The sequence below is a fragment of the Phyllobacterium myrsinacearum genome, from assembly GCF_014138285.1.
Lineage (GTDB): Bacteria > Pseudomonadota > Alphaproteobacteria > Rhizobiales > Rhizobiaceae > Phyllobacterium > Phyllobacterium myrsinacearum_A.
In genome coordinates this window covers 26273-51612 of record NZ_JACGXN010000004.1, presented here as the reverse complement: position 1 = coordinate 51612, position 25340 = coordinate 26273, and the positions used below count along the sequence as shown (strand labels likewise).

Sequence of the window (25340 nt, the reverse complement as noted above, 5' to 3'; positions counted from 1 at the left end):
CCCTAATTGCTGTGGTCCCGGATTGCCGTGAGAAGCAGCCAGGCGAGCAAATAGCCGATGGATGTAACAAGCAGAACAATGGTGATATTCCTCAATTCCGTTGGCAATTCTGCCTTGTCAGGACGATTGCTTGGAACCACCACCTCGAGATAGAGCTGTTGCCGTCTGGCATCCGCTCTTGCGGTCTTGAGGGAGTCGAGCGCCGAGAGCAGCGCTTTGTTGGAAAACTCCCGCTGCAGCATCAGCGCTTCATAATCGGCAATCCTCGGGGCGATGGAGCCGTCAGTTCCGGCCACTTTCTCCTGCTCGAGTTTCAATTGCTCTTCAAGTGCACTGATCCGGCTGTTGATAAACGGAATGGAACTCGAATCAGGCGCCGTCTCCCTGGTCTCGGCGAGAGTTGCGCGAGACGCGGCCAACTCGGCACTCAGCCGGCTCATCAGTTCGACAAGGGATACCGAGTTCTGTCCGGGATCGATCATCAGTTCCTTGTTGCGGAATAGTGTAATCCCCTTTTGCGCATCGATCATCCGTTGTTCGGCATTCTCGACTTCAGCAGTGGCGAAGCGAATTGCATCGCTCCTCGCCCGCTCATTCATTTTGGAAAGTCGCTCGCTACCAAGTTCAAGCAGCTTCTGGTTCATGGTGTAGGCGTCGTCGGGACGAAAGGCCGAGGTCTTCAGAACCGTTATGCCCGTCGTATCGTTGTGAATAACCTGCACCCGTTGTGAATAATATTGAAACAGCTCCTCGAACAGACCCGTTTGCCAAGGGGCCGGAAAACGCGCGAATACATCCGCTTCGGGCCGGTCGAAATAGCTGCGTACGGGCAAATCATCGATCATCCGCTGCAAGGCATCGCGCGACCTGATGTATTCCTGTGCTGAAAACGTATCATCCTGCGAGCGGGTAATACCGCTGTTCTGCAATAGATTGCCGAAACTCGACGATGATGGCGGCGCAGAAACGCGTACAACAAACGACGACTGCGAAACATAGATCGGTGCCGCGATAAAGATATAATAAATACAAACCGACAGAACCGGGATGACGATCACGATCAATGCAAAGCGGATTCGCCAAAGCTTCGATATTATTCCTCGCTTTGTCTTCCTTGCAGTCGGAATGAAAGAATTGGGTGCCAGACTATTTATGATATTAATCCTTCACGGCATTGATACGGAAGCAGTTAATGTATCATTCCCATTCAATGAAAAGCAAAATTAGTATAGTTCAGAAATATATGACTTGTGAAGTACTTAGATCATCCTTGCGTTGATCAAAAGAACGTATATTGTTCATTTTGTCGCTCAGTGGCTATAATTTGAAGAAGACATTGAATGGAAACTGTTTCGTCGAAATCCAATAAGGATTCACTTTTTTTAACTGGACTGCGAGTGCAGGCGCGTGTTTTAGGCGCGCTGGTCATGCGCGAGATGATAACCCGGTATGGACGCGAGAATATCGGCTTCCTCTGGTTGATTCTGGAGCCAATGATTCTGACGTGTGGCGTCATGCTGATGTGGACGCTTTTGAAGCACGAGGCCCATGGGTTGACTGTGATCGGCTTCGTACTCAGCGGGTATATGCCACTGACTTTATGGCGCCACGTTTCATCCCATATGGTATCCTGTTTGCGCCATAACATACCCCTGATGTATCACAGGCAGATTGGTCTCGCGGACGCATTGATCGCACGGGCCCTGCTCGAAATCGGTGGCACCACCTTTGCTTTGGTTGTGGTTTATACCGGTGCATCCCTGGCGGGATTCATTGAACCGTTTAAAGACATTGGTCTCATTCTGGCCGGCTGGCTATTCATGGCCTGGTTCTCGTTTGGAGTGGGCCTCATTCTGGCAGCCCTCTCGGAAATATTTGAAGTTGTCGAAAAGTTCGTGGCGCCCTTGCAATACTTGATGTTGCCCATCTCAGGCATGTTCTTCATGGTGGCCTGGCTGCCGCATGATGCACAAAAGCTCGCGCTTTATGTACCAACTGTCCATTGTTACGAAATGTTCCGCGCAGGAACATTCGGGAATGCGGTCAAGCCCTTTTACGACATCTCCTACCTTTTCACCTGTTGCCTGCTCACCACAGCGGTCGGTCTCTATCTTGTTGAACATGTCAAAAAACACATCAAATTCGAGTAAGCCGAAGAGCTTGGTCCTTAGTGAACCAATCCAATTACTGCCGATGGAGGATACTTATGCGCGATACGAATGAAGACTGGGAAAAACTGGCGCAAGACAATGCCTATTGGGCAGTTCTGACCGAGGACGAATTCAAGTCAAAAAAACTTACAAAGAAGCATCTGGATACCTTTTTTGCGACAGGCCGCGCTGATATTGCCAATCTTACCACGGTAATCAAAGGTCTCTTTCCTGACTTTTCGACACCCGTGGAGTCTGTCATCGATTTTGGCTGTGGTGTCGGGAGACTGCTGATACCTCTGGCCGAGCGCGCTAAAACTGCTATCGGCATCGATATCTCGGAAACGATGCGTTCCATCAGCCTTCAAAATGTTGCCAATCACGGGTTGAAAAACGTTCGATGCGTCGAAACCCCGGAACTTCTCGTCAAGGAAGGTGTAAAAGTTGATTGGCTGAACAGCTACATCGTGTTGCAGCATATCGAACCTCGCCGCGGCTATTTCATCATCAATGATCTCTTGCAATGCGTGAAGAGCGGCGGCATCGCGTCATTGCACGTCCCGCTTTTCAAGACGGCAAATCGCGCCGAATACTATAATGATCGCGTCATGTATTTCCGGAACGACTACTACAAGAACGAAACTGTGTTTATCGACAGGGACAATTACGGCCACCCCGATATTCAGATGTATGACTATGATGCGAACACGGTTCTGGCCCTGTTTCACAAGAACCAGATGACCAATGTCCACCTTCTTCATGATCGGTCAACGACAGGTATTCACGCCTACTACTTCATAGCCCGGCGTGACTGAATTCCGATTGTCGTGCGGCTTACAAAGACGCGTAAATATCAAAGGCAAATTTAACATCGTCAAAAACGCGGCCACGGCCATTTTTGAGGACGAGAGCTGATTTGCACTGATCGGCGATAATATCGAGGCTGTGGCCGACGATAATCATCGCCCGGTTTTTACGCTTCACAAACAATTCCTCGAACGACCGGCGTTGAAAGCGCTGGTCGCCAACGGCGATTACCTCATCGATCAGATAACAGTCAAAATCGATCGCAAGCGACAGGCCGAAGGATAGACGCGCACGCATGCCGGAGGAATAGGTTTTGATAGGCATCTGGAGGTATTTGCCCAGATCGCTGAACGTCTCGACGCAATCACGGATTTCATCGAACGGCTTGTGATAAATGCGCGCCAGAAACCGCATGCAATCGAAACCGGTCATCGAGCCACCAAAGCCACCACTCAATGCGATAGGCCACGACAGGGACATGGATCGTGCCACGCGACCGGATGTCGGTGTTTCAATGCCGGCAATCAATCTCACAAGTGTGGATTTACCCGCACCGTTATGACCAAGTATGGCGATCTTTTCCCCCGGACGCACTTCAAAATTGATATTATCCAGAACCCGTCGGGTACCTCCATGGATCGGATATTCCTTGACCAGATTATAAGCACCCACAACGCCGGTCTGCGACAAGCCGTTGGGTGACACGGTGTTGGTCGTCAACTGCACCGGCGACCCGTCAGAACCCTTGAAAACAATGGTGTCTGGATTGGTCATGATTCAGCGTGATCGTAAATCTGGTTGAGAAGGAAGCGAACAATCCAGAACGCTGAAAAGCACAGGGCAAAGAGCAGCAGAACCGAATAGAGGCGCTTTGGATAGAGCGCATAGTCCGGGCGGTTGGGATTGACGATGCGTTCAAGGTAAAGTTGCTGCCTCTGCGCATCGATCTTCGCATTCTCAAGCGATGTCGCTGACGATTCCAACATCCGCATGCCGAGTTCACGCTGCAGGAGCAATTGCTCATACTGGGCGATGAGGGGAGCCATGGAAGCATCACCGCCAACAATCCGGGCGCGTTCCGTGCTGATCTGAGTTTCCATGGCGTCAATATTGCTGCGCAATGACTGTATCTGCGGACTTTGCGGAGCCTGCTGGATAAGAGCCGTATACTGAGCCTTGTTCTTGGCCACATCGTCAGACAGCCTGGCAATCATGTCGAGCATCACTGCAGACTGCTTGCTGGGGTCAACCATCGCCACTTTGTTGCGGAAATCTGTCAACGACTTCTGCACCGCTGCCATCCGGCCTTCACTGTCCGCAACCTCAAGCTTTGCATACCGAATGGCATCCTGCCGTGCCCGCTCATTAAGCTGGTTAATAAGTGTCTCGGCGCCAACGAGCAGTGCTTCCGTCAGCTTCTGCGCATCATCAGGCCGTGACGCGCGAACTTGAAGGGTTGTCACGCCTCCGCTCGAGTCCGTATCAATCGTCATGATCTTGAGATAGTGCTTGTAAAGTGCTTCTTCAGTCGTGCCGCCCCAGGGGCGTGGAAACCGGGTGAGGAAATCTGCCTCGGGTCGCGAGAGCATTGCTCTCAAATCGCTTGTTTCTTCCAGTGTGGTGAGCGCTGCGCGTGACTCAATATATTCCATGATCACATAGCTGTCGTCCTGTGCGCGGACGAAACCCGTGCTTTGCAAAAATCCACTGAGCATACCAGCTGCGTTTCTGTTTGGACTTCTGACAACAAAGCGCGTTTCTGACGCGTATTGGGGTGAAGCGATAACACCATAATAGACGCTGGCGAATGTGGTCGGGAGAATGACCATCAGGATAAGCAGCGCATGTCTGCGCGCCAGCGCTAGCAGCCGACCCAACTGCTTGCCTTTGCGTGCCTCACCAACCTCCGACTGCCCGAGATCGACCAGGGTCATGTAATCGAGGAATTCGTCGTTGGGACTGAGTCGCGTCATGCAATCACACGCGCATAGGTCGAAAGGCAGAGTCTGTAATGTTTGCTCGGCAATACCAACCTCATATTGATCTCCACAAGAGCACCAGAGCCGTCTACTACGGCATAAGATATAGTGAAACTAAAAATTCCGCAATTATAACCAACTGGAACTATTGATATAATTAAAGTTATTACAATACAAATGTACGTTAGCAACCATGAAAACATAAATACATATCTTATTGTCGTAATTATACTTGTTCTGGCGGAATTAGTATAGCGCCATAAAAAGCGTGGTGAAATAACTATCTGAAATTGCGTTTGTTTTGGGTTCCAGCGGCGTATCGTCAGACCGGGACCGATTGCGAAGGGGCTTGACGACCTGTGGGGGAGAAATCCGGGCAATCTGGTATAATCGTTCCTTTTCCGATCCGCGGACGCGGAATCCGCTGCACTACTTCTCAAAAGCCATTGATTCTTTTATTGCAGGGGCCTGTCGGTCCATTTTTCCGCACACTCGCCAATACATTTGAAGCTAGCGGCTTCGATGTCCTCAAGATTAATTTCAACGGTGGCGATTGGCTGTTCTCCCATGGCCCCGGCACGCTCAACTTCTGCGGCTCAATGGATGCCTGGTCCGATTGGCTCGATGCGTTCATACGCAGCAGACGGCCAGAGGCCATCGTGCTTTTCGGGGACAGCCGTCCCTATCATCGTCAGGCGATCATGGTTGCCCTGCGCGCTGGCGTGCCTGTCTCGTCCTTTGAAGAAGGATATGTGCGTCCCAACTTCATTACCTGTGAATGGGATGGCAACAATGCCTTGTCGCCGCTGCGCAGGCCCCGGCCGGCGCGCCATGAAAGTCCTGCAGCGGACGCTGTGGAGCCCGTCAGGGGGAACCTGTTTCGGGCCATGACTTTCTTCGCCATCCGCTACTATCTCGCCAAAACTGCAGGCGCGGTCTTCTTTCGTGGCAATGTGCATCATCGAAGCCGTGGAATCCTGTCGGAGTCCATTCTCTGGACACGAAATTTCTACCGCAAGATTCGTCATTATCCGGCAAACAACGAGATGATGCTGAATCTCATCGAGAACCTCGAAAACCAGTATTTTGTGGTGGCGCTGCAGGTTCATGACGACCAGCAATTGTTGCGGCATGGTCGCGGCTGGACAATGGAAAAGCTCATCACCGAAAGCATACGCTCCTTCAGGAGATTTGCGTCGCCGGAGCATCATCTGGTGATCAAGGTACATCCAATGGATCGGGGACATAAAAGCTATCGTCCGTTCGCAATGGAACTTGCCCGTATTGCCGGCTGTGATGACCGGGTGCATATCGTCGACGATGGCTCTATCGGTTTGCTGATACGCCACTCCCTCGGGCTTGTAACCGTTAACAGCACGTCGGGGCTGCTCGCGCTGAACCACGGCAAGCCTGTACTTTCTCTCGGTGAAGCCATCTATAACAAACGCGACCTCGTCTGGACCAGATATGGCGATGATTTGGATGGCACGTCGGGAATTGACGGTTTCTGGCTCTCGCCGGCTCCACCCAAGCGCGATGCAGTCAAAGCATTCAACAAGCGAATGCACGAGGAAAGCCTGGTCAATGGCAGCTTCTATTTACGCAATCTGATCGACGCCACGACCAAGCGCGTTGTTCAACGTATCCAGGGTGATCTGAAGGTCATCTCTGTCGGCGTCCCCTCAGCATTGTCCGAGCATCCTGTCGAGGTCCCAACGGAGAAAAATGGGGCCGCGCAGCAGCAGGATATCTTCCCCTCACTGTCTCCCGATCTTCCGAATTGATCGCCATGAATTTTGCGAGAACACTCACCCTTCCCGAGACAGTTCAGGCAAGCTCCGCTGATATTGTCATCGAGAAGGTCAAAAAAACCAGCTGGTTGCCGCCACAAGGGTCAGAACTCCTGGCTTTCCTGCCAACACGGCTACGTTTTCCTCTCATAGGGCCAGCCCTTGATGCAGCCGCCATCAAATCGGCCGAGCTGACCTGGAATCGTGCCGATGGGATCGTTGGTTGGGGCATAAAGCCACTCGCCCGCATGGCTCAGCGCCTCGCTTCAATCCGTGGACTTCCCTACTGGTCTCTGGAAGACGGCTTTCTCAGGTCGGTCGGCCTTGGTAAGGCAGGCGCACCGCCCGTTTCGATGGTTGCGGACGATCTTGGTGTCTATTTCAATGCGGCCACGCCTTCACGACTGGAAGAGTTACTGCAGCGCGGTGCAGAAAAGCCGGATCTCGAGCGCGCCCGCAATGTGCATGCGCTGATCGTCGGGCACCGGCTTACCAAATACAATCACCTGTTGGATTATCGTATTTCCCTCCCCGCATGCCATGGCAGGCGGATCCTCCTCATTGACCAGGTCGCCGGCGATTACTCTGTACCGGGCGCCGGGGCTGATGAACACGCGTTCCTGCGCATGTGGAATGAAGCACGCGCTGTGCCGGGGGCGATGATCCTAGTCAAAAGCCATCCGGATATCGTTGCAGGCTATGCCAAAGGTTATCTCAGTGATCTTGCCCGGCAGCCGAACGTTCACTTCATCAATGAAAGTATTTCACCGCACGCACTGCTGGACGTTGTCGACGAAGTCTGGACGGTCTCGAGCCAGTTTGGTTTCGATGCAATACTGCGCTCCGTGCCGGTGACGACGTTTGGCGCTCCCTTTTATGCCGGATGGGGCCTGACCCGGGACTGGGCGGAGGGCGAGATCGCCACTGCCGCTCTGAAGCGTCGTACGTGCAAAGTCAGTCTTGACGCATTCGTCGCGGCAACGCTGCTGCAATACCCGGTTTATGTGGATCCGGTAACACAGCACCCGGTGATTGCCGAGAAGGCCATTGATCGGCTTGTTGCTTGGCGTCACCATGCACTGGAAGGACGCGGAAATTACCTCTGCGCCGGTTTCTCGCGCCACAAGCGATCAACCGTTCGCCATCTGCTTCAGGGCCCGTGGTCAAGCGTCACCTTCTGCGGAGATACACCCAGCAAAAAGCAGCTGGCGCAAGCTGATTACGTCGTGCGCTGGGGCCAGAACGCAAGTACGCCCGCGCCAGATGCGCTGCATTCCTCCTCCGCTCCAGTTCTTTGCATGGAAGACGGCTTTATCCGGTCCGCCGGTCTCGGCTCCCAGCTCACCCCGGCGTCCTCGGTCTGTATTGACCGGGAGGGCATCTATTACGATGCGACACGCCAGAGCGGACTGGAAAAACTGCTGCGGACCGTACAATTTGACCAGGCGCTGCTGGTGAGAGCCGCCCGCCTGCGCCAGCGAATCGCCGAGGACGGCATTACCAAGTACAATCTTCAGTCCACTATATCTCCCGACTACCGCGCACTTGCTGCAGGCCGCCCCGTCATCACGGTCGCCGGGCAGGTCCCCGATGACGCCTCGTTGCGGTTCGGTCTGACCAACGGCATTTCCAATATTGAATTGCTGCGGATCGCAAGAAAGCGGCGTCCGGGTGCTTTCCTTGTCTACAAGGAACATCCCGACCTGCTTGCCGGGAAGCGCAAGGGTCGGTCCGACACTGCTGCTCTTGGTGAAATCGCCGACCTGATCGTCGGCAATGTGGCGGTCGATCGCCTCCTTGATGCCAGCGACGAAGTGCATGTGGCAACGTCACAGCTGGGTTTTGAAGCCCTGATCCGGGGATGTCCTGTCTGGTGTTACGGATTGCCATTCTATGCGGGCTGGGGGTTGACCCATGATGGCGTCACGCCACTTCGCCCGCGCCGCAAGCTTTCGGTCGATGAGCTGATCGCCGGAGTCCTCATTCTCTATCCGCGTTACCTGTCCGGTGAAACCGGACTGTCCTGCGAGGTCGAAGACGTTATCGACGAGATTCGCGCAACACGACACGACAAACGCAGTCTTTTACGCCGGTCGCTGCACCGGATTGGGTGGGCATGATGAATGCAATTGCAATGGACATTTCCCGGCTGATCGGGCGGTCACACTATTCGACACCGACGGGTATTGATCGTTTTGAGCTGCAATATGCCCATTGGGCTAAGGCCCGTAGTTCCTTCTTTGTCGAAATGGGGCGCAACAAGCCAATTGCTATCAATCAGGGCCGTGCATCAGGGCTCATAACCGATCTCAGCGCCCGGTGGTCGGGGACTGCCTTGAACCCGAAGCAATCGACCGAACTTGAAAAAATCTATGCGGCGATCGACGGGCTTGTATCCTGGCATGACCTCAAATGCGCCTCCAATACTGCACAGCCGACAAAAGTAAAACAGTGGAGCCTTTCGGCAAGAAAGGCGTTGCGAACATTTCTTCCAGCCGGCCCGATGGAACGAAACGCACCCTTTGTGCACGTCTCGCACACCAATCTCGACAGACCCGCAGCCTTTTCCTGGCTCGACGCAAAACGGCAAAGCGGCGTCTTCTACGTCCATGATCTTATTCCGGTCACCCATCCGGAATTTGTCCGCGAAAGAGAACCGCAGCGACATCTGCGCCGAATGGAGACGGTGTTGCGCCACGCCGGGCTTGTCCTGTGCAATTCCCAAACGACAGCCCGCTCGCTGCGCTCTTTTGCAGAGGAACGCGGGCGCACTGCACCGCCCATCGCGATTCTGCCGCCAGGTATCGAGAATAGCTTCCGTTATGCCAGCCGAACCGGCGCGCGCCGCACGAAACACCCCTATTTTGTCATCGTAGGCACGATTGAGCCTCGCAAGAACCACATACTGCTTTTGCAATTGTGGCGCTGGCTCGTCGACCGTGATGGAGAAAACGCACCGCGGCTGGTGATAGCTGGCAAACGCGGCTGGGAAAATGCGCAGGTCTTTGCCACATTGGACCGATGCCCGCAGCTGCGTAACATGGTGATCGAAGTATCGGATCTGGGGGATGCAGCATTGGCAGATCTGATGTCTGGAGCGGCGGCCTTGCTGGCACCTTCCTTCGTTGAAGGATATGGCATGCCGGTTGCCGAAGCCATGGCCACTGGCACTCCTATCATTGCCTCCGACATTCCATCGCACAGGGAAATCATAGGTGATCAGGCGACATTGCTTGACCCCTGCGACGGACTCGGCTGGCGCGCAGCGATAGATGCGCATACCAGTGAATATCGCAATAAATCACGCCATACATCACAAGATTGGAATGGACATTTTCAAGTATTGGATGAATTGTTAGCAAGTGTTGCACATACTATACGGTAACAGACTTAAATTCACCTGATGTAGCAAACGAATTCTAATGAATGTGAAGGCGTCATGACGAGTTACAATGATATTCTGAATTGTTACAAATTTATCCTTGGACGCGAAGCAAACACTGAAGAGAGAAAAATCATATCCGAACATTTATTGAACATATCGGATATTTCATTTGGAGAGCATCGGAGAAGGTTTCTCTCTTCGACAGAATTTCATCAAAAGCATGCAGAAGTTATTTTCGAGAATTTTGTGCCGAGAAGCATCGAGGTGCTGTTCGAGACAAAGAATAATTTCAAGATTTACCTCGATCTGCGTCAGTACCACATGACATTCGGTATCTTTAACGGCGGTTATGAGAAGTTTGATATCGACATCATAAAGGCTGTGACTCCAGACAAAGGCGTGTTCTTCGACGTCGGCGGTAATGTCGGCTATTATTCGCTCTCGGTTGCGACCAAACCCGGATTCTCTGGCAGGATCGTTTCGTTTGAACCGCTGCCGCATCTTTGGAGCTTGTTCAGCAAATCAATTGTTGAAAACAAGCTTTCGAAAGTCATCACGGTGCACAAACTTGCGCTTGCTGATGCGCCCGGCACCATGGAACTGAACACTGCTGAACATACAGTCAATGCTGGGGCGACAAGCCTTGTGGCTGGCTCTGGAAACACAAAATCCGAACGTAGCACGAAAGTGGAAACACTGGATAAGATGGCAAAAGGCTTGAAGCCTGATTCCATCAAGATCGACATCGAAGGCGCGGAAGGCCTGTTCTTCGCTGGAGCCGTCGAAACCATTCCTGCATCAAACCCGACAATGCTTGTTGAGGTGAACCGGCAAGTGCTTGCGACGCTCTCCAAAACAACGCCCGGTACCATTTTTAACAGACTGGCTGGCTGGGGTTATGAGGTGTGGGAAGTTCTAGCGGATTCCGTGAGGCAATTGCCGACGGCTCAAGCCATCGACACGGCTTTCCCGGCCGGTCGGGTGGCCAACATTCTGGCCATCCACCCTGATCGCAAGCAAGACGTGGCCGAACGGCTGAAGACACTTAATCTTACGCTTTGATTGGCGGCCGAATACAATTCTTTCCCCACTTCTCCATCTTGGGCTATAGCTGCGCAAAATGGAGGAATCGGCATGCAGATCATCAACAGGGTCATGGTGGGAGAATCTCTGGTCGGCGAAGGCAACGAGGTCGCTCATATCGACCTGTTGATGGGCCCTCGCGGCAGTGCGGTGGAAACCGCTTTCTGCAATGCGCTTACCAACAACAAGGACGGCTTCACCTCTGTTCTGGCAGTAATCGAACCAAACCTGCCATGTAAACCCAATACGGTAATGTACAACAAGGTGACGATCCGCGGCGCCGGACAAGCGATGCAGCTCTTCGGCCCGGCACAATCAGGGATCGCCAAGGCGGTGCGCGATTCCGTGGCGGAAGGCGTGATCCCGCAAAATGAGGCAGACAACCTCTTTATTTGTGTTGGTGTTTTTATTCACTGGCAGGCGAGTGATGACACCAAGATACATGACTACAATTACCAGGCGACCAAAGAAGCCATTCTGCGGGCGGTCACCGGCCGCCCCACAGCAGCGGAAACACTGACAGGGCGCCAGTAGTCCGGACCCTGAAACAATGCTCAGTGGTCGCGGCGACGCTGCGACACGGATACATCTGGATAAGCTGGATTGACCGGAGCGATTTGCGCCTCCCGCTTGCGTTCGATCTCGACACCAACGCCCCCCGGTCCAAGCTCCAGCTTTTCGGCGCGGACCACCACACGCACAACGCGTGGATTTTCGAGAATGAATGCTGCTACGCGCTCGGCAAGGGTCTCGGATAGCTCAATATGCCCGCGTGCAACAATCGTGCGAATACCATCCATTATCAGATCGTAGGAAACGATGTGGCGCATATCTTCAGGGTTGCGGGTGACCCGCAAGACTTCGGCCGTTACGTCAAAACGCATCTTCTGGGCAACGCCGTGCTCGAAACTATATGCACCGATATGAACGGGCAGGACGAAATCGCGAACGAAGATTTTGTCGGTACCGAGCCCCTCTTCTGCCGGATCAGGGAAATAACCCCGCGCCGCCAGCAATTGATAGTCGACACCGGGAGCAAGGTTCGCTTGCCGCTCTTCAGGAATGAGCGCGCGAATTCGTGTGGCTGCCTGCACGTCGATTGCGTCTGCCACAGCGCCGTTGAAAAATGCCTCCTTGAAGCCCAGAATATCGAGCTGAAAACTGAGAAGCCGCGGAATATCCGGCGTCTCGAGCGCACCGGCTATACCAACGAGTATCGAAAGGGCATGGCATTCCCGAACATAGGCATCGATTCTTGCAAGTGACAGATGATTCAAAAGTCGCGATCCGTTGCTGGTGTCCAGCATGATCACTGCAAAACCCTGAGACCCGAGGCTGGATGCTTCAGGCAGATCGCTCGCCAGATCCACATGAACAACGGCCATCCACTTCGTGGTGCCATGCAAAGCGGGCAGAGAATACGAAGACGTGGAGCTTTCAAACGGAATCTTGATGAACCCGAGACCAAGATCCGCCAGTTCCCGGGCATGGGACGGCAGCACGGTCTGCGGCAGGGTTGCGGACAGCGCGGCCTTGCCCTCTGCAGCTTTTGCATAGGGCCGCAACGCTTCCAGATCAGAGACCAGCACATCGATGACGTCGGCGCCGCTTTGAAGAATGATATTCGCCTCTTCAAGCGTTTTGACGGTTGCGAGCATCTTGGTCATGGGCAAAAACCTCCGAATGCACCATGAACTACACATATTGGCGCATTGTTGCGCCGATTATGACGCCATGAAATGGCGTCATTGCGAAGCGCGGCTTTCATTTCAGTGCCAGCTCAGAACCACCTTGCCCGAGCTTCCCGAGCGCATGGCATCAAAACCGGTCTGGAAATCGTCAATCGGCAGACGATGGGTGATGATTTCGCTGAGATCAAGACCGCCTTGTACGAAAGCAATCATCTTGTACCAGGTCTCGAACATTTCCCGGCCGTAAATGCCCTTCAGATTGAGCATCTTGAAGATGACCTTGTTCCAGTCGATCTCAAAGCCTGTCGGCGCAATGCCCAGAATGGCAATCTTGCCACCATTGTTCATCTTGTCGATCATGTCGCGGAAGGCGGGCGCAGCACCCGACATTTCAAGACCGACGTCAAAGCCTTCCGTCATGCCGATCTGGCGCATGACATCCGTAAGGTTCTCTTTTGACGCATCGACGACGTGATCGATGCCCATCTTCTTGGCGAGTGCAAGGCGGGACGGGTTAATGTCGGTGATAACAACCTTGCGTGCGCCGGAGCGCTTGGCAACCATGGCGCCCATGATGCCGATTGGCCCGGCACCGGTAACGAGCACATCTTCGCCCACAAGGTCAAAGCTCAATGCGGTATGAACCGCATTTCCGAACGGATCGAAGATCGCGGCAATCTCATCAGAAACATCATCCGGGATCGGAACAACGTTGTATTCCGGAATGCAGACATATTCACCGAACGAGCCTGGACGGTGCACACCCACACCGAGCGTGTTACGGCAAAGATGCCCTCTGCCCGCCCGGCAATTGCGGCATGTGCCGCAGACGATATGACCTTCGCCGGAAACCCGCTGGCCAACTTTGTATTTGGTGACAGCCGAGCCGATGTCGGCAATCTCGCCGCAGAATTCATGCCCGACAACCATAGGCACGGGAATTGTCGCCTGCGCCCACTGATCCCAATTGTAGATGTGAACGTCGGTGCCGCAGATCGCGGATTTTTTCACGCGGATCAGCACATCGTTTGGACCCGGCTCCGGCACAGGAACGTGTTCCATCCAGATGCCGGGTTCAGCCTTGGCCTTTACCAGTGCCTTCATCATGTTCGACATGGTGTTTTTCCTATTTGATGATGCCGAGATCACGCCCGACTTGCGCAAAGACGTCTATCGCGCGGGCGACGTCTTCCGTGGTGTGGGCAGCAGACATTTGCGTGCGGATGCGCGCCTGGCCTTTCGGGACGACGGGGAAGGCAAAACCGACGACATAGACGCCTTTCTCCAGCATGCGCGAGGCCATTTCCTGTGCCAGCGACGCATCGCCGAGCATCACAGGAATGATCGGGTGATCGGCACCGGCAAGCGTAAAGCCGAGCTTGGTCATATCCTTGCGGAAATGCGCTGCATTGGCGCTGAGGCGCGCACGCAGGTCGGCGCCCTGATCGATCAGGTCGAATACTTTCAGCGAGGCGGCGGCGATAACCGGCGCCAGCGTATTGGAGAAGAGGTAGGGCCGCGACCGCTGACGCAACCAGTCAATCACTTCGGCTTTGCCAGAAGTGTACCCGCCCGACGCACCGCCCAATGCCTTACCGAGCGTGCCGGTGATGATGTCGACCCGGCCCTCGACGCCGCAATGCTCGGCGGAACCGCGGCCATGCTTGCCGACAAAACCAACCGCATGGCTGTCGTCGACCATGACCATGGCGCCGTATTTTTCGGCGAGATCACAGACACCTTTCAGATTGGCGATAATGCCGTCCATGGAGAAGACGCCGTCCGTGGCGATCAGTTTGAACCGGCTGCCTTCGGCTTTCTTCAGTTCTTCTTCCAATGCCGCCATATCGTTATTGGCATAGCGGAAGCGCTTTGCCTTCGACAGGCGTACGCCGTCAATGATCGAAGCATGGTTCAACGCATCGGAAATGATCGCATCCTCTTCGCCCAGCAACGTCTCGAACAGGCCGCCATTGGCATCGAAACAGCTGGAATAGAGAATCGTGTCTTCCAGACCAAGGAAGCTGGAGATGCGCGACTCGAGCTGCTTGTGCTCTTCCTGCGTACCGCAGATGAATCGGACCGAGGCCATGCCGTAGCCATAACGATCGAGCGCGGCTTTTCCGGCTTCCGCCAGCTCTTCATTGTTGGCAAGACCGAGATAATTGTTGGCGCAGAAATTCAGAACCCTGGCACCGCCGGAAACTTCGATTTCCCCGGCCTGCTTGGAGGTGATGATACGTTCGGACTTGTAAAGCCCGGACTCCTTCAAGCCTTTCAGCTCAGTCGTAAGGTGATCGATGAATTGCTGGGTCATGATCCGTATGGTGTCCTGCTGTGTTCTTCCGGCAAGGAGCCGTGTATTGGTGCAATCGGATATTCGCAGCCAGTGTCATCTCACGATCGGATGAATGTCTCAAGCCCCAGATTGAACAGCGGGCGTACAGCGCCAAGAATGGCAAAATCCTCGCTTGATCTATCGGCGAGCAGGGCCGGTAGTTCCAGCGTTCCAATCAAGCCTTCGGCCTGAAAGGCTTTTTCAAATGTCTGCCAGATATCCGCATTGGCAATGAATGGGCCTGTAACGATGACGCGCTTCGGGAAAAGCAAACGGCAGACATTGGCCAGAGACCGCGCCATGAGTTGCAATCCGGTCCGCATATCCGGCATGTCGAGTAAAGGCAGCCCCGACATTTGCCCGGCAAGCAGTTCTTCGTCTTCAGAAAGATCCGGCCAAATTTCGCGCATCCGGGGCAGCAGGGCCCAGAGCGATGCGGCGGTTTCCAGACAGCCGTAATTACCGCAACCACAGGCACGGTCTTCCAGCAGATTGAAACGCCAGTGGCCGATTTCACCGAACGGACCACCGGCACGGATGAAGGAATCGCCGTTCACACTGTACGCCAGACCAATGCCCCAGCCCCAGTGCAGAAGCAATGTATTGTCCGTGCCGAAAACGGGGTCCTGCAGCAGGCGGGCATTGAGTTCGGCGTCGAGATGACGGCAGACCAGAACCTCCGGCGTGACCGGCGCCAGCGCCGTGGCCAGATCAAAATCACGGATATTCGGCCAGCGGGAGGTAAGCAGCCAGGTCCGGCTTTTGACATCGACAACGCCGGATACGGATACCGATGTGCCGATATGCTGCATGCCGGGCGGACACTTGCCAACCAGGGATCGGATCAGGTCCCGCATCGCTGCGGTCATCTGATCGCGGTCCACATCATCCGGAATGTCAACACCCGCACGCTCAAGCGCCCGGCCCCCGAAATCCACCAGCGTACCGCGCAATGAACGGCTGGACACGTGTATGACGGTTGCCCCCAAACGCCGGGCATTGAGGCCAATCCGGATAGCTGGCCGACCGCGCCCGCTTTTTTCACCCGCAGTCTCCACCAGCAGTCCTCGGGCAATCAGGTCGCCTACCACTTTTGACGTGGTGGTCGAAGTCATATCGAGCGCTTCGGCTATACTAGGCCGCGAATACTGGCGGCCATTTGAAATCAGCGCGATGACGCGGGCACAATCGCGCTGATGAGCGTCATCATAGTGCGTCTCGTCAACGGTTAAAATCATGCGGAGAAAGCCTCGTTCCTATTTTTGAATAATATTATTCTAAAATACCTTGCAGTGCCAGGGATAGCTATGCTTACAATGGCTCCACGGTGAAAGCATATGCAAGAAGGTCGGCAAAGCCCATGGTTGATACGCGTATTTTATCTGACAAGCAGGTCCTAGGTGCAACTGGCGCCGCACTTGGTGCGGAGGCCATCCGCCAGGCCATTGCACAAAAGGGCAAGGCTTCAATCATTGTTGCAACGGGTGCCAGCCAGTTTGAGCTTCTGCAGAACCTCGTTGCAGCCGATGACATTGATTGGGCGCGGGTTACGGCGTTTCATCTCGACGAATATGTCGGCATGGAGATCACCCACCCAGCCAGCTTCCGCAAATATCTGCAGGAGCGGTTTATAGCGCCGCTTGGCGGCAATATAACGTTTCATCCGGTCAACGCCGAAAGCGATCCGGAGGAGGAAGCAAAGCGGCTCAGTGCTGTGATCGCCGAACACGATATCGATGTCTGCTTTGCCGGTATTGGTGAGAACTGCCATCTGGCATTCAACGATCCGCCTGCCGATTTCGATACGGAAGAACCTTACATTGTGGTGACGCTGGATGAAGCATGCCGCAAGCAGCAGATGGGTGAAGGCTGGTTTCCGTCATTGGAAGCCGTGCCGCAGCAGGCCATCTCGATGAGCATTCGGCAAATCCTCAAAAGCCGGCTGATCATCCTTTCAGTGCCGGACGAGCGCAAGGCGCAGGCCGTAAAGGACGCTCTGGAAGGCCCGGTGGACCCTCGCCACCCCGCCTCGATCATTCAGACTCATCCGCAGACCGTTTTGCTGCTCGATCCGGACTCGGCGTCGAGACTGTCATGATCACGGGAGGCCTTGTCGATATCCAGGTCAATGGATTTGCCGGTGTGGATTTCAATTCTTCCGACCTCACACCGGAAGTGCTGGATCACGCATTGGAGGTAATGCTCGCAACGGGTGTTACCACATGCCTGCCCACGATCATCACCGCCTATCCCGATGAACTGGAAGCCCGGTTCACGGCTCTGGATCGTTGCGTCAACTCCAGCCGACTCGGCCCGCTGATGTGTCCGGGGTATCATCTGGAAGGTCCTTTTCTCAATCCCGCACAGGGCTTTTCCGGATGCCATCCGGCAGGCGCAATGACGGCAGCTGATCCGGCGCTGGTCACACATCTTCAAAGCAAGATCAAACGGCCCATTCTCCTCACAACCGTTGCGCCGGAGATATCGGGCGGGCTCGATTTCATCCGGGCCATGGCGGCACAGAGCATTCTGGTTTCGATCGGCCATTCATCCGCGGATTTTGCCATGGTCGAGGCCGCGGTGCAGGCGGGAGCAACCATGTCCACCCATCTCGGCAATGGCCTGCCGCAGAGCTTGCCCAAGCTTGACAACCCGCTCTTCGCACAGCTTGGGGAAGACCGGCTGCTGGCGACATTCATTGCCGATGGTATTCATCTTCCGCCAAAGGCGCTCAAATCCCTGATACGAGCCAAGGGCTTCGAGCGTTCCGCTTTGGTAACAGACGCTGTTGCAGCAGCCGCTGTTCCGGCAGGAACCTATGATTTTGCCGGCATGCGCATTGAGCGCACCGGAGATGGCATGGTGCGTTTGCCTGGGACAACAGGGCTTGCCGGATCGTCTCTTCGTCTTGATGAAGCGGTGCGCAATCTCGTCCGCTGGAACATCGCCTCCTTCGAACAGGCGATTGAAATGGCGTCCACGCGATTACTGGGCGCACTCGCACCGGCGCTGCGCGCCCGCAAAATTACCCTCCCGCATACGGAAATCGAATGGTCCGACAGCATGGCCATTCGCAGCGTCCGCATCGGCAGAAAGATCAGAAACTACAACTGAAATATCCAAGAACAATAAAGGGGAATGCAAATGGGAAATAACCAGTATCGAATGAGCCGCCGGGTATTGCTTGGCGGCATGACCGCATCGGCTATGGCAGGCGCAATGCCTGCCTGGGCAAAGGCACCCGCCCTGCCCTCTGCACCTGTCGTGATCACCGTCATGGATGTAGGCGGTGCGCTCGCGCTGATCCAGCCTGCATTCGAAGAATACGCCAAGACCTATCCCGAACGGGCTTCACGCGTCATCTTCACCAAGGCGCCGGTGACAGAACTCGCTGGCAAGCTCAAGGCGCAGCAGAGCGCGGGCCGCGTCGATATCGATATCGTGCTGACGGGCAGTGATGGACTTGCCGCCGGACTTGCCAACGAAACATGGCTGAAAATCCTGCCTGAATTCGCCGACAAATTTCCGGGGATCGAGGAGAACTACGAACCCGCCGCTCTCGCCTTGCACAAGGCACAGGGCGACGGTTTCGGCGTCGTCGTCAACTATTACCCCTCGGGCCCGCTCATCGAATATGATCCGGAACGGGTGAAAAAAGTCCCGACCAGCGCGGAGGAGCTTCTCGCCTACGCCAAGGAAAATCCGGGGCGTTTCATGTATGCCCGCCCGACCAATTCCGGCCCAGGCCGTACTTTCATGATGGGACTGCCCTATATTCTCGGCGATAAGGACCCGCAGGATCCGGTCAACGGTTGGGAGAAGACCTGGGCTTATCTCGCCGATCTCGGCCAGTATATCGATTACTATCCAGCAGGGACCGGTGCGACGATGAAGGAATTCGGCGAGGGATCGCGCGATATCATCATCAGCACTACCGGCTGGGACATTAACCCGCGTGCGCTCGGCATCGTGCCCGAGACCGCAAAGATCGGAACCCTCAAGGGTTTCCATTGGGTTTCCGACGCCTTCTTCATGTGCATGCCCAAGGGGATCGCCGATGACAAGGCGGCCGTCGTCCTTGACCTGATGGCCTTCCTGCTCACACCCAAGGCGCAGGCCTATTCCTATGACGAGGGCTATCTCTATCCAGGCCCGGCGGTGAAGAACGTGCCGCTTTCCATGGCACCACAGCACAGTCAGGACGTGATCAAGCAGTTCGGCCGCGAGGAATATGCCGGACTGATCGCCAACAATCCCATCGAACTGCCGCTGAAGCCGGACAAGATGGTCATCGCCTTCCGCAAATGGGATGAACTGGTCGGATCCAAGAAATCGAAGTAAGCGTTCTACTGCACCTGAACCAGATGCCCCGCCGAGACTTCATTGTATTGCCGCACTGGCACGATGAAGTCCGGCGTGCGCACCGGGCTCTTGATCTCGTCATTGGAAACAGGCCGCTTGTTGCCGCGCCGCGATGGATCGGGAACCGGCACAGCCGAAATGAGCTTTCTTGTGTAAGGGTGCTGCGGGTTCTCGAAGATGGCTTCGCGTGATCCGATCTCGACGATCTCACCGAGATACATGACGGCGATGCGATGGCTGACCCGTTCGACCACGGCAATATCGTGCGAGATGAAGAGATAGGCAAGGTTGAGGCTGGCCTGCAGATCCAGCAGCAGGTTGATGACCTGCGCCTTGATGGATACATCCAGTGCCGAGACAGATTCATCGGCAACGATCAGCTTCGGATCGAGTGCGAGTGCCCGGGCAATGCACACACGCTGCCTTTGGCCACCGGAGAATTCATGCGGATAGCGGCTTGCCATATCCGCCGTCAGCCCGACGCGCTCCAGAAGATCGGCGACACGATCGCGGGCCTGCGCGCGCGTTCCCAGCTTGTGTTCGAGATAGGGTTCGGCAATCGCAGCGCCGACCGTGATGCGTGGATTGAGACTGGCAAACGGATCCTGAAAGATCATCTGCATGGTGCGGCGCATATCGCGCAGCCGCTTCGGCTCCATTGTCAGGACGTCTTCGCCGTTGAGCAGTACCTCGCCGCTTTGCGGCTGCACCAGACGCATGATCGAGCGCCCGGTCGTTGACTTGCCGCAACCGGATTCACCCACCAGCGACAGCGTCTCGCCCGGCTGCAGGGTGAATGACAGGTTCTCCACCGCATGAACGCGACCTTCCAACTGCCCGAACATGCCCGAATGGATATTGAAGCGCGTGGTGAGGTTCTTCACTTCCAGCAATGGCTTTGCTTGCGATTGAACGGTATCGGCAGCCTCTACAGGTATATCCGATGTGCCGGTTGCGCGATCAACCACCGGGAAACGCAACGGCCGTTTATGCCCTTTCATCGAGCCAAGGATCGGCACGGCCGAGAGAAGCGAACGGGTATAGGGATGCTGTGGACGGGCAAAAATATCCTCGGTCCTACCGGTTTCCACCGCCTCGCCGTTATACATGACAACGGTGCGATCAGCGATTTCAGCGACAACGCCCATGTCGTGGGTGATGAAGAGAACGGATGTTCCCTCTTCTTCCTGCAGAAGCTTTATCAGATCAAGAATCTGGCCTTGAATGGTGACATCAAGCGCCGTGGTCGGCTCGTCGGCAATCAGCAGCTTCGGCTTGCTGGCCAGCGCCATGGCAATCATCACGCGCTGGCGCATGCCGCCGGAGAATCGGTGTGGATATTCATCGAAGCGCGATTTCGCCGCGGGAATGCGGACCTTTTCCAGAAGCCGGATTGTTTCGGCTTTGGCTTCCGCCCGCGACATGGATGAATGGCAGAGCAAGGCTTCGCTGATCTGCTGGCCCACGGTGAACAGCGGATTGAGTGAAGTCATCGGCTCCTGAAAGATCATGGCGACATCATTGCCGCGCACCGCCCGCATCTGGTTCTCGGGAAGCGCAAGAATGTCCTTGCCGCCGAGAATGATCCCGCCCTCGATACGGCTCTTGTCCTTCTGCAAAAGCCGCATGATGGACAGCGATGTCACGCTTTTGCCCGAACCGGATTCGCCGACGATCGCCACTGTTTCGCCCGGCGCCACGTCGAACGAGACATTGCGCACGACCGGCCGCCATTTACCGTCGGACTGGAAGGATGTCGTCAGATTGGAGACCGACAGAACAGGAGCAACTGCATTGCTCCCGTTGTCAGAATGGGAAGGCTGGCGATTTTCCATGAGTACAAATCCTTTCCGTTGGCAAATGGCGGCGCGCTGATCAATCAGGCCAGCGCATGAGACCGGCCATGCGGCGCGTGTAGCGATTTTCAACGGGGGTCGAGATGATCTCATTGGAAGCCCGCGCCTTGCCGAGTTCTTCAACCAGACGGCTGGCCACGATGGTCTCTTCACCGGGATGCAGATTGCACGGGTCCATATAGAAATAGCCGTGCTCGACCTCATGGTCCCTGACGATGACAGGGCGCGAACCCACTGCCAGCGCATCGGCAAGATCCCAGGCGGAGATATGGGCCGCCTGCGGTTCAATCGTGACACGCAGGCGGTCGAGCGGATTGTGCGTCGGATCGGCTTCGATGACAGTGGTTACACCCGGCTTGTCTGCAAGTGTCTGCTGCCAGAGATTGAGATAACCAGTCTCTCTTTCACGAATACCGGCATGGTCGCGCTTTTCCCATGCTTCCAGCGCGGCAATTGTTCCGAGGATGCTCTCCTTGCCCACTTTCATGCCACGGCCAATGCCCATGTTCTGCAGGAAGGTGTTGCGTACGAAATCCTTGTTTCCGGCAACGATACCGCCCGTTGGGCCGCCCAGAAACTTGTGCGAGGAATAGAGCGCGATGTCAGCCCCCTGCTCCAGAAAGATCTTCAGATCATATTCCGAAGCCGCATCGACGATGACAGGCACGCCGCGGGCGTGGCAGACTTCGGCAAACTTCTCCAAGGCAACGAGGCCATATTGAACCGTGTGATGTGAGACAACGAACACGGCGGCGGCAGTGCGTTCGTTTATCGCCCCATCGAGATGATAGGGGTAGCAGGACGTAGCCTGACCAACCAGGACAGCCTTGGCACCGGCGAGCCGGATACCCTGATCGACCGGAGCGCCATAGCTGACCACATGGCCCATCTGGATGATGACTTCGTCCTTCAATCCCGTGGTGTCAGGCAGGCGCTCAATGGCGGCAAGATCGCTCCCCGTCATGGCCGCGGCTACAGCAAGACTGATGCCGGCGGAACAGGACGCCGTGACAAACCCCGCTTCTCCGCCCGTTAATCGGGCAATCACCGGGCTTGCCTTCTTCTGCAGGTCATTGACCTCGACGAATTGCGGAAGGATGCCCGTCATGGCGGCAACCGCTTCGGGGACGACGATCGAGGCCCCCAGCGAGGTCATTGTGCCTGATACGTTGATAACGGGTCGCAACCCAAGCGTTTCGCGAATATCGTCGGGGTTATGAGAGTCTGTCATGCTAATCTCCTCGAAATGTTGCCGCTTGCAACACATTCCATTTTCTAGGCATATATGCCATTATAATGTAATAAACAGTTTGAAGACCAATCGAGCCTGCCAGGAGCCTGAACGTGGACGCAAAGACATCAGACATGGGTGCTGCCCCCGGTCTTGAGAAAATCGAACAACCGGAAACGGCCACCCGTCGCTCGCGTGTCAGCGGCATTGACCGGGCCTTGCAGGTTCTGGATCATCTTTACGAAACCGGCAGTCCAGCCGGGGTTTATGGCATTGCCAAGGCCATTGGCGCGCCGCTTTCCACGGTCTATGTCATCATTGACGATCTTGTTGAGAAGAACCTTCTCTCCCGCAACAACGACGGTTCGGTCTGGCTGGGTGCGCGGCTTTACCATTACGGTCTCGCCTATGCCCGCTCGCTGGATTTTCTCGATGTAGCCAACCACGAAATGCACAATCTCAGCCGCGTATCGGGTGAAACGGTGCAGGTTTGTGGTCGGGATGGTGATCACATGATGGTTCTGGCCATGGCCGATGGTCCCGGCCATTTCCATGTCACATCGCGCGTCGGTACGCGCGTTCCGCTCAACTGGACCGCATCCGGCCGCCTGCTTGTCGGCCATCTGCCCGAAGCCGAACGGCTGGAGCTTTTCAAGCGCTGCGCCAAATCCTCGCCCACTGGCCGTGCCGTCATCGAGCCGGCTGCGCTGGCCAAGGCCGCCGGAGAAGCGCTGGAATCGCGCCTCTCCATTCAGGCGGGTGAATCCGACTATGCCGTTGCCTGTGTTGCCTCGCCGGTTTGCGACGACAAGGGTACCTGCGTTGCCACCATCTCCATCGTTCTGCCCGAACAGAAGATAGCTGGAAATCCCGAGCGCTATACGTCCGAGGTCAAGGCATCTGCTGAACGGATCGAAACGGTGATGGGCTGGCGCAGTCATTCCTGATCCTAGTCCCTCAAGGCGATAATCGCCTCGATCTCCACGGTAATATTGCCTGGAAGCGAGCCGAAACCCACAGCTGAACGGGCGTGCTGACCCGCGTCACCGAATACGTCGATCAGGAGATCCGAGCATCCGTTGATAACCAGTGGATGATCGGCAAAGTCAGGCGTGGCATTGACCATGCCGAGCAGCTTAACCACCTGTTTGACGCGGCCGAGATCGCCCAACGCGGACTGCAGGACCGCCAGCAGGTTGATGCCGGTGAGCCGGGCATGGGCATAGGCATCCTCGACACTGACCGTATCGCCCACCTTGCCCGTATGCATGAATCCATCGTCTTCGCGCGGACCTTGACCCGACAGGTACAGCATATTGCCTTCCTGAATGTGGGTGACAAAATTGGCAATCGGACGCGGTGCCGGCGGCAGGGCAATGCCCAGCGCTTTCAGTCTGATGTAAGGAGAAGTGCCAGCGTCAACAGCTGGACTGGATGAAGGGTTCACGCGAGCTCCTTAGCGGTATGAATAGGTATGACGGTGATTGACCAGCTCGGGCTTCACCGGTTGATAGCGGCTGGCCGCAATGGTTTCGGTTCCCAGAACGACCATGCGGGGCTCGAACAGTTTGTGCAGTGTCGCCTCGTAACCCAATGAATCGATCACCTTGAGGTCGGAATCGACCAGTTCAAAAATGGTGAATTCGGCCGGTTTGCCCACCTCAAGGAGATTGTCAGTCGGCAGGCCGATGGCCGATGCCGGTGACAGGGTGACGGCTTCGACAACCTTGTCGAAGGGCATCCCGACGCTCAGCAGCTTCGACATGGTCGTTCCCAGATCCCACACGGAATAGTTCAGGCTATGCAGGTGAATGTCCGTCGAGATGGAGAACGGCAGCAGACCGCGACTGATCGCGACTTCCGCCACCCGGAAGGAGAACGATGCACCGCCATGGCCAATGTCGAGCCGGATACCTTCACCCGCGCAGCGCTCTGCCAGTTCGAACAGATCATCGTCTTCGATGATGCTGCTGCCGACCTTGCCGTTGAAGCAATGGGTGATGATGTCGCCCGGTCCCAGAATCTCCAGTACTTCGTCATAGAGCGCAGGCGGTTCACCCACATGCACCATCATCGGCAGCTTGAGGATTTTTGCCACCTTCTTGCCGACCTTGACCGGTGTCACGCCCCAAGAGCCGGTGATGACATGGCTCGCACGCACCTTCAGGCCGACAATATGATCGCGGTTCTCGTTGACGCAGGCCACGGTGCGATCAAGATCGATCGACCGGATATCGCTGAGTTCGCTGACACGGTTGCAGGCAACAAGACCAATCGAGCCGAGATTGAGGAAAGCCTTGATACGTTCCCTTGCCGGTTCGATGATGTATTCGCGCAGGCCATGGAAATTCGCTTCACCGGCCGAGCCCGCATCGACGATTGTCGTTACACCGCGCTCGACACCGCAAATCTGCGGGCGAACCGAGATATCGGTTCCGCCGTGCCAGACATGGGCATGCAGGTCGGTCCAGCCGGGTGAAATCCATGCACCCTTCATGTCGACGCGTCTGGCATCTCCGCCAACATTCAGCGACGGGCCGAATTCAGCGATTTTTCCATCCGCACCGATCAGGATATCGATGGTGCCGGTGGGTGTATTGGGGCCAAAGGCAACCGCTTTGACATTGGTCAGCAGCAAGCGACCATCGGTTGCAGAGGGGGCGGGCAT

22 protein-coding genes are annotated in these 25340 nt (G+C 55.5%); 11 read left to right on the top strand and 11 right to left on the bottom strand.

What is annotated here, in order from left to right:
• Positions 1-2: 2 nt before the first annotated feature.
• On the bottom strand, positions 3-1058 hold the full coding sequence (locus FHW16_RS14960; RefSeq protein WP_182550020.1) for a capsule biosynthesis protein: 1056 nt from the start codon (positions 1056-1058) through the stop codon (positions 3-5).
• A gap of 282 nt (positions 1059-1340) precedes the next feature.
• On the opposite strand from FHW16_RS14960, the gene FHW16_RS14955 reads away from it, so the two are divergent.
• Positions 1341-2150, top strand: coding sequence for an ABC transporter permease (locus FHW16_RS14955; RefSeq protein WP_182550019.1), 810 nt, complete (start codon positions 1341-1343; stop codon positions 2148-2150).
• A 56-nt stretch (positions 2151-2206) separates the two neighbouring features.
• Entirely contained in the window at positions 2207-2965 is a 759-nt protein-coding gene (locus tag FHW16_RS14950; protein ID WP_182550018.1) for a class I SAM-dependent methyltransferase, read from the top strand.
• 19 nt (positions 2966-2984) lie between these two features.
• Here FHW16_RS14950 and FHW16_RS14945 read toward each other — a convergent pair whose 3' ends face one another.
• Positions 2985-3731, bottom strand: a complete 747-nt coding sequence (locus FHW16_RS14945; protein ID WP_182550017.1) for an ABC transporter ATP-binding protein — start codon at positions 3729-3731, stop codon at positions 2985-2987.
• Positions 3728-4930 carry a Wzz/FepE/Etk N-terminal domain-containing protein gene (locus tag FHW16_RS14940; protein WP_182550016.1) on the bottom strand — a complete coding sequence of 401 codons (1203 nt, stop codon included), beginning with the start codon at positions 4928-4930 and terminating at the stop codon, positions 3728-3730. The genes FHW16_RS14945 and FHW16_RS14940 overlap by 4 nt, the downstream gene beginning before the upstream one ends.
• A gap of 464 nt (positions 4931-5394) precedes the next feature.
• On the opposite strand from FHW16_RS14940, the gene FHW16_RS14935 reads away from it, so the two are divergent.
• The 5 genes from FHW16_RS14935 (at position 5395) to fae (ending at position 11728) form a co-directional block, all read left to right on the top strand.
• Positions 5395-6720 carry a capsular biosynthesis protein gene (locus tag FHW16_RS14935; protein ID WP_246711788.1) on the top strand — a complete coding sequence of 442 codons (1326 nt, stop codon included), beginning with the start codon at positions 5395-5397 and terminating at the stop codon, positions 6718-6720.
• 5 nt (positions 6721-6725) lie between these two features.
• Positions 6726-8846 carry a capsular polysaccharide biosynthesis protein gene (locus tag FHW16_RS14930; RefSeq protein WP_182550014.1) on the top strand — a complete coding sequence of 707 codons (2121 nt, stop codon included), beginning with the start codon at positions 6726-6728 and terminating at the stop codon, positions 8844-8846.
• Positions 8843-10111: a glycosyltransferase family 4 protein gene (locus FHW16_RS14925; RefSeq protein WP_182550013.1), complete on the top strand. Its 1269-nt coding sequence runs from the start codon at positions 8843-8845 to the stop codon at positions 10109-10111. The genes FHW16_RS14930 and FHW16_RS14925 overlap by 4 nt, the downstream gene beginning before the upstream one ends.
• A gap of 54 nt (positions 10112-10165) precedes the next feature.
• Positions 10166-11173 (top strand): FkbM family methyltransferase, encoded by a 1008-nt coding sequence (locus FHW16_RS14920; RefSeq protein WP_182550012.1) that lies wholly within the window; start codon positions 10166-10168, stop codon positions 11171-11173.
• A 72-nt stretch (positions 11174-11245) separates the two neighbouring features.
• Positions 11246-11728, top strand: a complete 483-nt coding sequence (fae, locus tag FHW16_RS14915) for a formaldehyde-activating enzyme (RefSeq protein WP_182550011.1) — start codon at positions 11246-11248, stop codon at positions 11726-11728.
• 20 nt (positions 11729-11748) lie between these two features.
• Here fae and FHW16_RS14910 read toward each other — a convergent pair whose 3' ends face one another.
• The 4 genes from FHW16_RS14910 to FHW16_RS14895 form a co-directional block, all read right to left on the bottom strand.
• Positions 11749-12861, bottom strand: coding sequence for a (5-formylfuran-3-yl)methyl phosphate synthase (locus FHW16_RS14910; protein ID WP_182550010.1), 1113 nt, complete (start codon positions 12859-12861; stop codon positions 11749-11751).
• Positions 12862-12963: 102 nt separating this feature from the next.
• Positions 12964-14001: an L-threonine 3-dehydrogenase gene (tdh, locus tag FHW16_RS14905; protein ID WP_182550009.1), complete on the bottom strand. Its 1038-nt coding sequence runs from the start codon at positions 13999-14001 to the stop codon at positions 12964-12966.
• A gap of 10 nt (positions 14002-14011) precedes the next feature.
• Complete coding sequence (locus FHW16_RS14900) at positions 14012-15202, bottom strand: glycine C-acetyltransferase (protein WP_182550008.1); 1191 nt, start codon at positions 15200-15202, stop codon at positions 14012-14014.
• 80 nt (positions 15203-15282) lie between these two features.
• Entirely contained in the window at positions 15283-16461 is a 1179-nt protein-coding gene (locus FHW16_RS14895; protein ID WP_182550007.1) for an ROK family transcriptional regulator, read from the bottom strand.
• Between the two features lie 122 nt (positions 16462-16583).
• Here FHW16_RS14895 and FHW16_RS14890 point away from each other — a divergent pair, with 122 nt between their 5' ends.
• Genes FHW16_RS14890 through FHW16_RS14880 form a run of 3 tightly spaced genes read left to right on the top strand, consistent with a single transcriptional unit; the run spans position 16584 to position 19564 of the window.
• Positions 16584-17321: a glucosamine-6-phosphate deaminase gene (locus tag FHW16_RS14890; RefSeq protein ID WP_182550006.1), complete on the top strand. Its 738-nt coding sequence runs from the start codon at positions 16584-16586 to the stop codon at positions 17319-17321.
• Positions 17318-18337, top strand: coding sequence for an N-acetylglucosamine-6-phosphate deacetylase (locus tag FHW16_RS14885; RefSeq protein ID WP_182550005.1), 1020 nt, complete (start codon positions 17318-17320; stop codon positions 18335-18337). The genes FHW16_RS14890 and FHW16_RS14885 overlap by 4 nt, the downstream gene beginning before the upstream one ends.
• A gap of 30 nt (positions 18338-18367) precedes the next feature.
• Positions 18368-19564 carry an extracellular solute-binding protein gene (locus FHW16_RS14880; RefSeq protein WP_182550004.1) on the top strand — a complete coding sequence of 399 codons (1197 nt, stop codon included), beginning with the start codon at positions 18368-18370 and terminating at the stop codon, positions 19562-19564.
• A gap of 5 nt (positions 19565-19569) precedes the next feature.
• On the opposite strand, the gene FHW16_RS14875 is transcribed toward FHW16_RS14880, so the two are convergent.
• Complete coding sequence (locus FHW16_RS14875; protein ID WP_182550003.1) at positions 19570-21420, bottom strand: ABC transporter ATP-binding protein; 1851 nt, start codon at positions 21418-21420, stop codon at positions 19570-19572.
• A gap of 40 nt (positions 21421-21460) precedes the next feature.
• Entirely contained in the window at positions 21461-22672 is a 1212-nt protein-coding gene (locus tag FHW16_RS14870; RefSeq protein ID WP_182550002.1) for an aminotransferase class V-fold PLP-dependent enzyme, read from the bottom strand.
• 134 nt (positions 22673-22806) lie between these two features.
• On the opposite strand from FHW16_RS14870, the gene FHW16_RS14865 reads away from it, so the two are divergent.
• The gene (locus FHW16_RS14865) at positions 22807-23619 is read left to right on the top strand and encodes an IclR family transcriptional regulator (RefSeq protein ID WP_182550242.1); all 813 of its coding nucleotides are present in this window, start codon (positions 22807-22809) and stop codon (positions 23617-23619) included.
• 2 nt (positions 23620-23621) lie between these two features.
• Here the strand turns inward: FHW16_RS14865 and FHW16_RS14860 are convergent, their stop codons facing one another.
• Positions 23622-24119: an Atu1372/SO_1960 family protein gene (locus tag FHW16_RS14860; RefSeq protein ID WP_182550001.1), complete on the bottom strand. Its 498-nt coding sequence runs from the start codon at positions 24117-24119 to the stop codon at positions 23622-23624.
• A 9-nt stretch (positions 24120-24128) separates the two neighbouring features.
• Positions 24129-25340 carry an amidohydrolase/deacetylase family metallohydrolase gene (locus FHW16_RS14855; protein ID WP_182550000.1) on the bottom strand — a complete coding sequence of 404 codons (1212 nt, stop codon included), beginning with the start codon at positions 25338-25340 and terminating at the stop codon, positions 24129-24131.

Coding starts and splice junctions, on each gene's coding strand:
- FHW16_RS14955 (WP_182550019.1), top strand. CDS start 1,341: ATGGAAACTGTTTCGTCGAAATCCAATAAGGATTCACTTTTTTTAACT.
- FHW16_RS14950 (WP_182550018.1), top strand. CDS start 2,207: ATGCGCGATACGAATGAAGACTGGGAAAAACTGGCGCAAGACAATGCC.
- FHW16_RS14945 (WP_182550017.1), bottom strand. CDS start 3,731: ATGACCAATCCAGACACCATTGTTTTCAAGGGTTCTGACGGGTCGCCG.
- FHW16_RS14940 (WP_182550016.1), bottom strand. CDS start 4,930: ATGACGCGACTCAGTCCCAACGACGAATTCCTCGATTACATGACCCTG.
- FHW16_RS14930 (WP_182550014.1), top strand. CDS start 6,726: ATGAATTTTGCGAGAACACTCACCCTTCCCGAGACAGTTCAGGCAAGC.
- FHW16_RS14925 (WP_182550013.1), top strand. CDS start 8,843: ATGATGAATGCAATTGCAATGGACATTTCCCGGCTGATCGGGCGGTCA.
- FHW16_RS14920 (WP_182550012.1), top strand. CDS start 10,166: ATGACGAGTTACAATGATATTCTGAATTGTTACAAATTTATCCTTGGA.
- fae (WP_182550011.1), top strand. CDS start 11,246: ATGCAGATCATCAACAGGGTCATGGTGGGAGAATCTCTGGTCGGCGAA.
- FHW16_RS14910 (WP_182550010.1), bottom strand. CDS start 12,861: ATGACCAAGATGCTCGCAACCGTCAAAACGCTTGAAGAGGCGAATATC.
- tdh (WP_182550009.1), bottom strand. CDS start 14,001: ATGTCGAACATGATGAAGGCACTGGTAAAGGCCAAGGCTGAACCCGGC.
- FHW16_RS14900 (WP_182550008.1), bottom strand. CDS start 15,202: ATGACCCAGCAATTCATCGATCACCTTACGACTGAGCTGAAAGGCTTG.
- FHW16_RS14895 (WP_182550007.1), bottom strand. CDS start 16,461: ATGATTTTAACCGTTGACGAGACGCACTATGATGACGCTCATCAGCGC.
- FHW16_RS14890 (WP_182550006.1), top strand. CDS start 16,584: ATGGTTGATACGCGTATTTTATCTGACAAGCAGGTCCTAGGTGCAACT.
- FHW16_RS14885 (WP_182550005.1), top strand. CDS start 17,318: ATGATCACGGGAGGCCTTGTCGATATCCAGGTCAATGGATTTGCCGGT.
- FHW16_RS14880 (WP_182550004.1), top strand. CDS start 18,368: ATGGGAAATAACCAGTATCGAATGAGCCGCCGGGTATTGCTTGGCGGC.
- FHW16_RS14875 (WP_182550003.1), bottom strand. CDS start 21,420: ATGGAAAATCGCCAGCCTTCCCATTCTGACAACGGGAGCAATGCAGTT.
- FHW16_RS14870 (WP_182550002.1), bottom strand. CDS start 22,672: ATGACAGACTCTCATAACCCCGACGATATTCGCGAAACGCTTGGGTTG.
- FHW16_RS14865 (WP_182550242.1), top strand. CDS start 22,807: ATGGGTGCTGCCCCCGGTCTTGAGAAAATCGAACAACCGGAAACGGCC.
- FHW16_RS14855 (WP_182550000.1), bottom strand. CDS start 25,340: ATGCCCGCCCCCTCTGCAACCGATGGTCGCTTGCTGCTGACCAATGTC.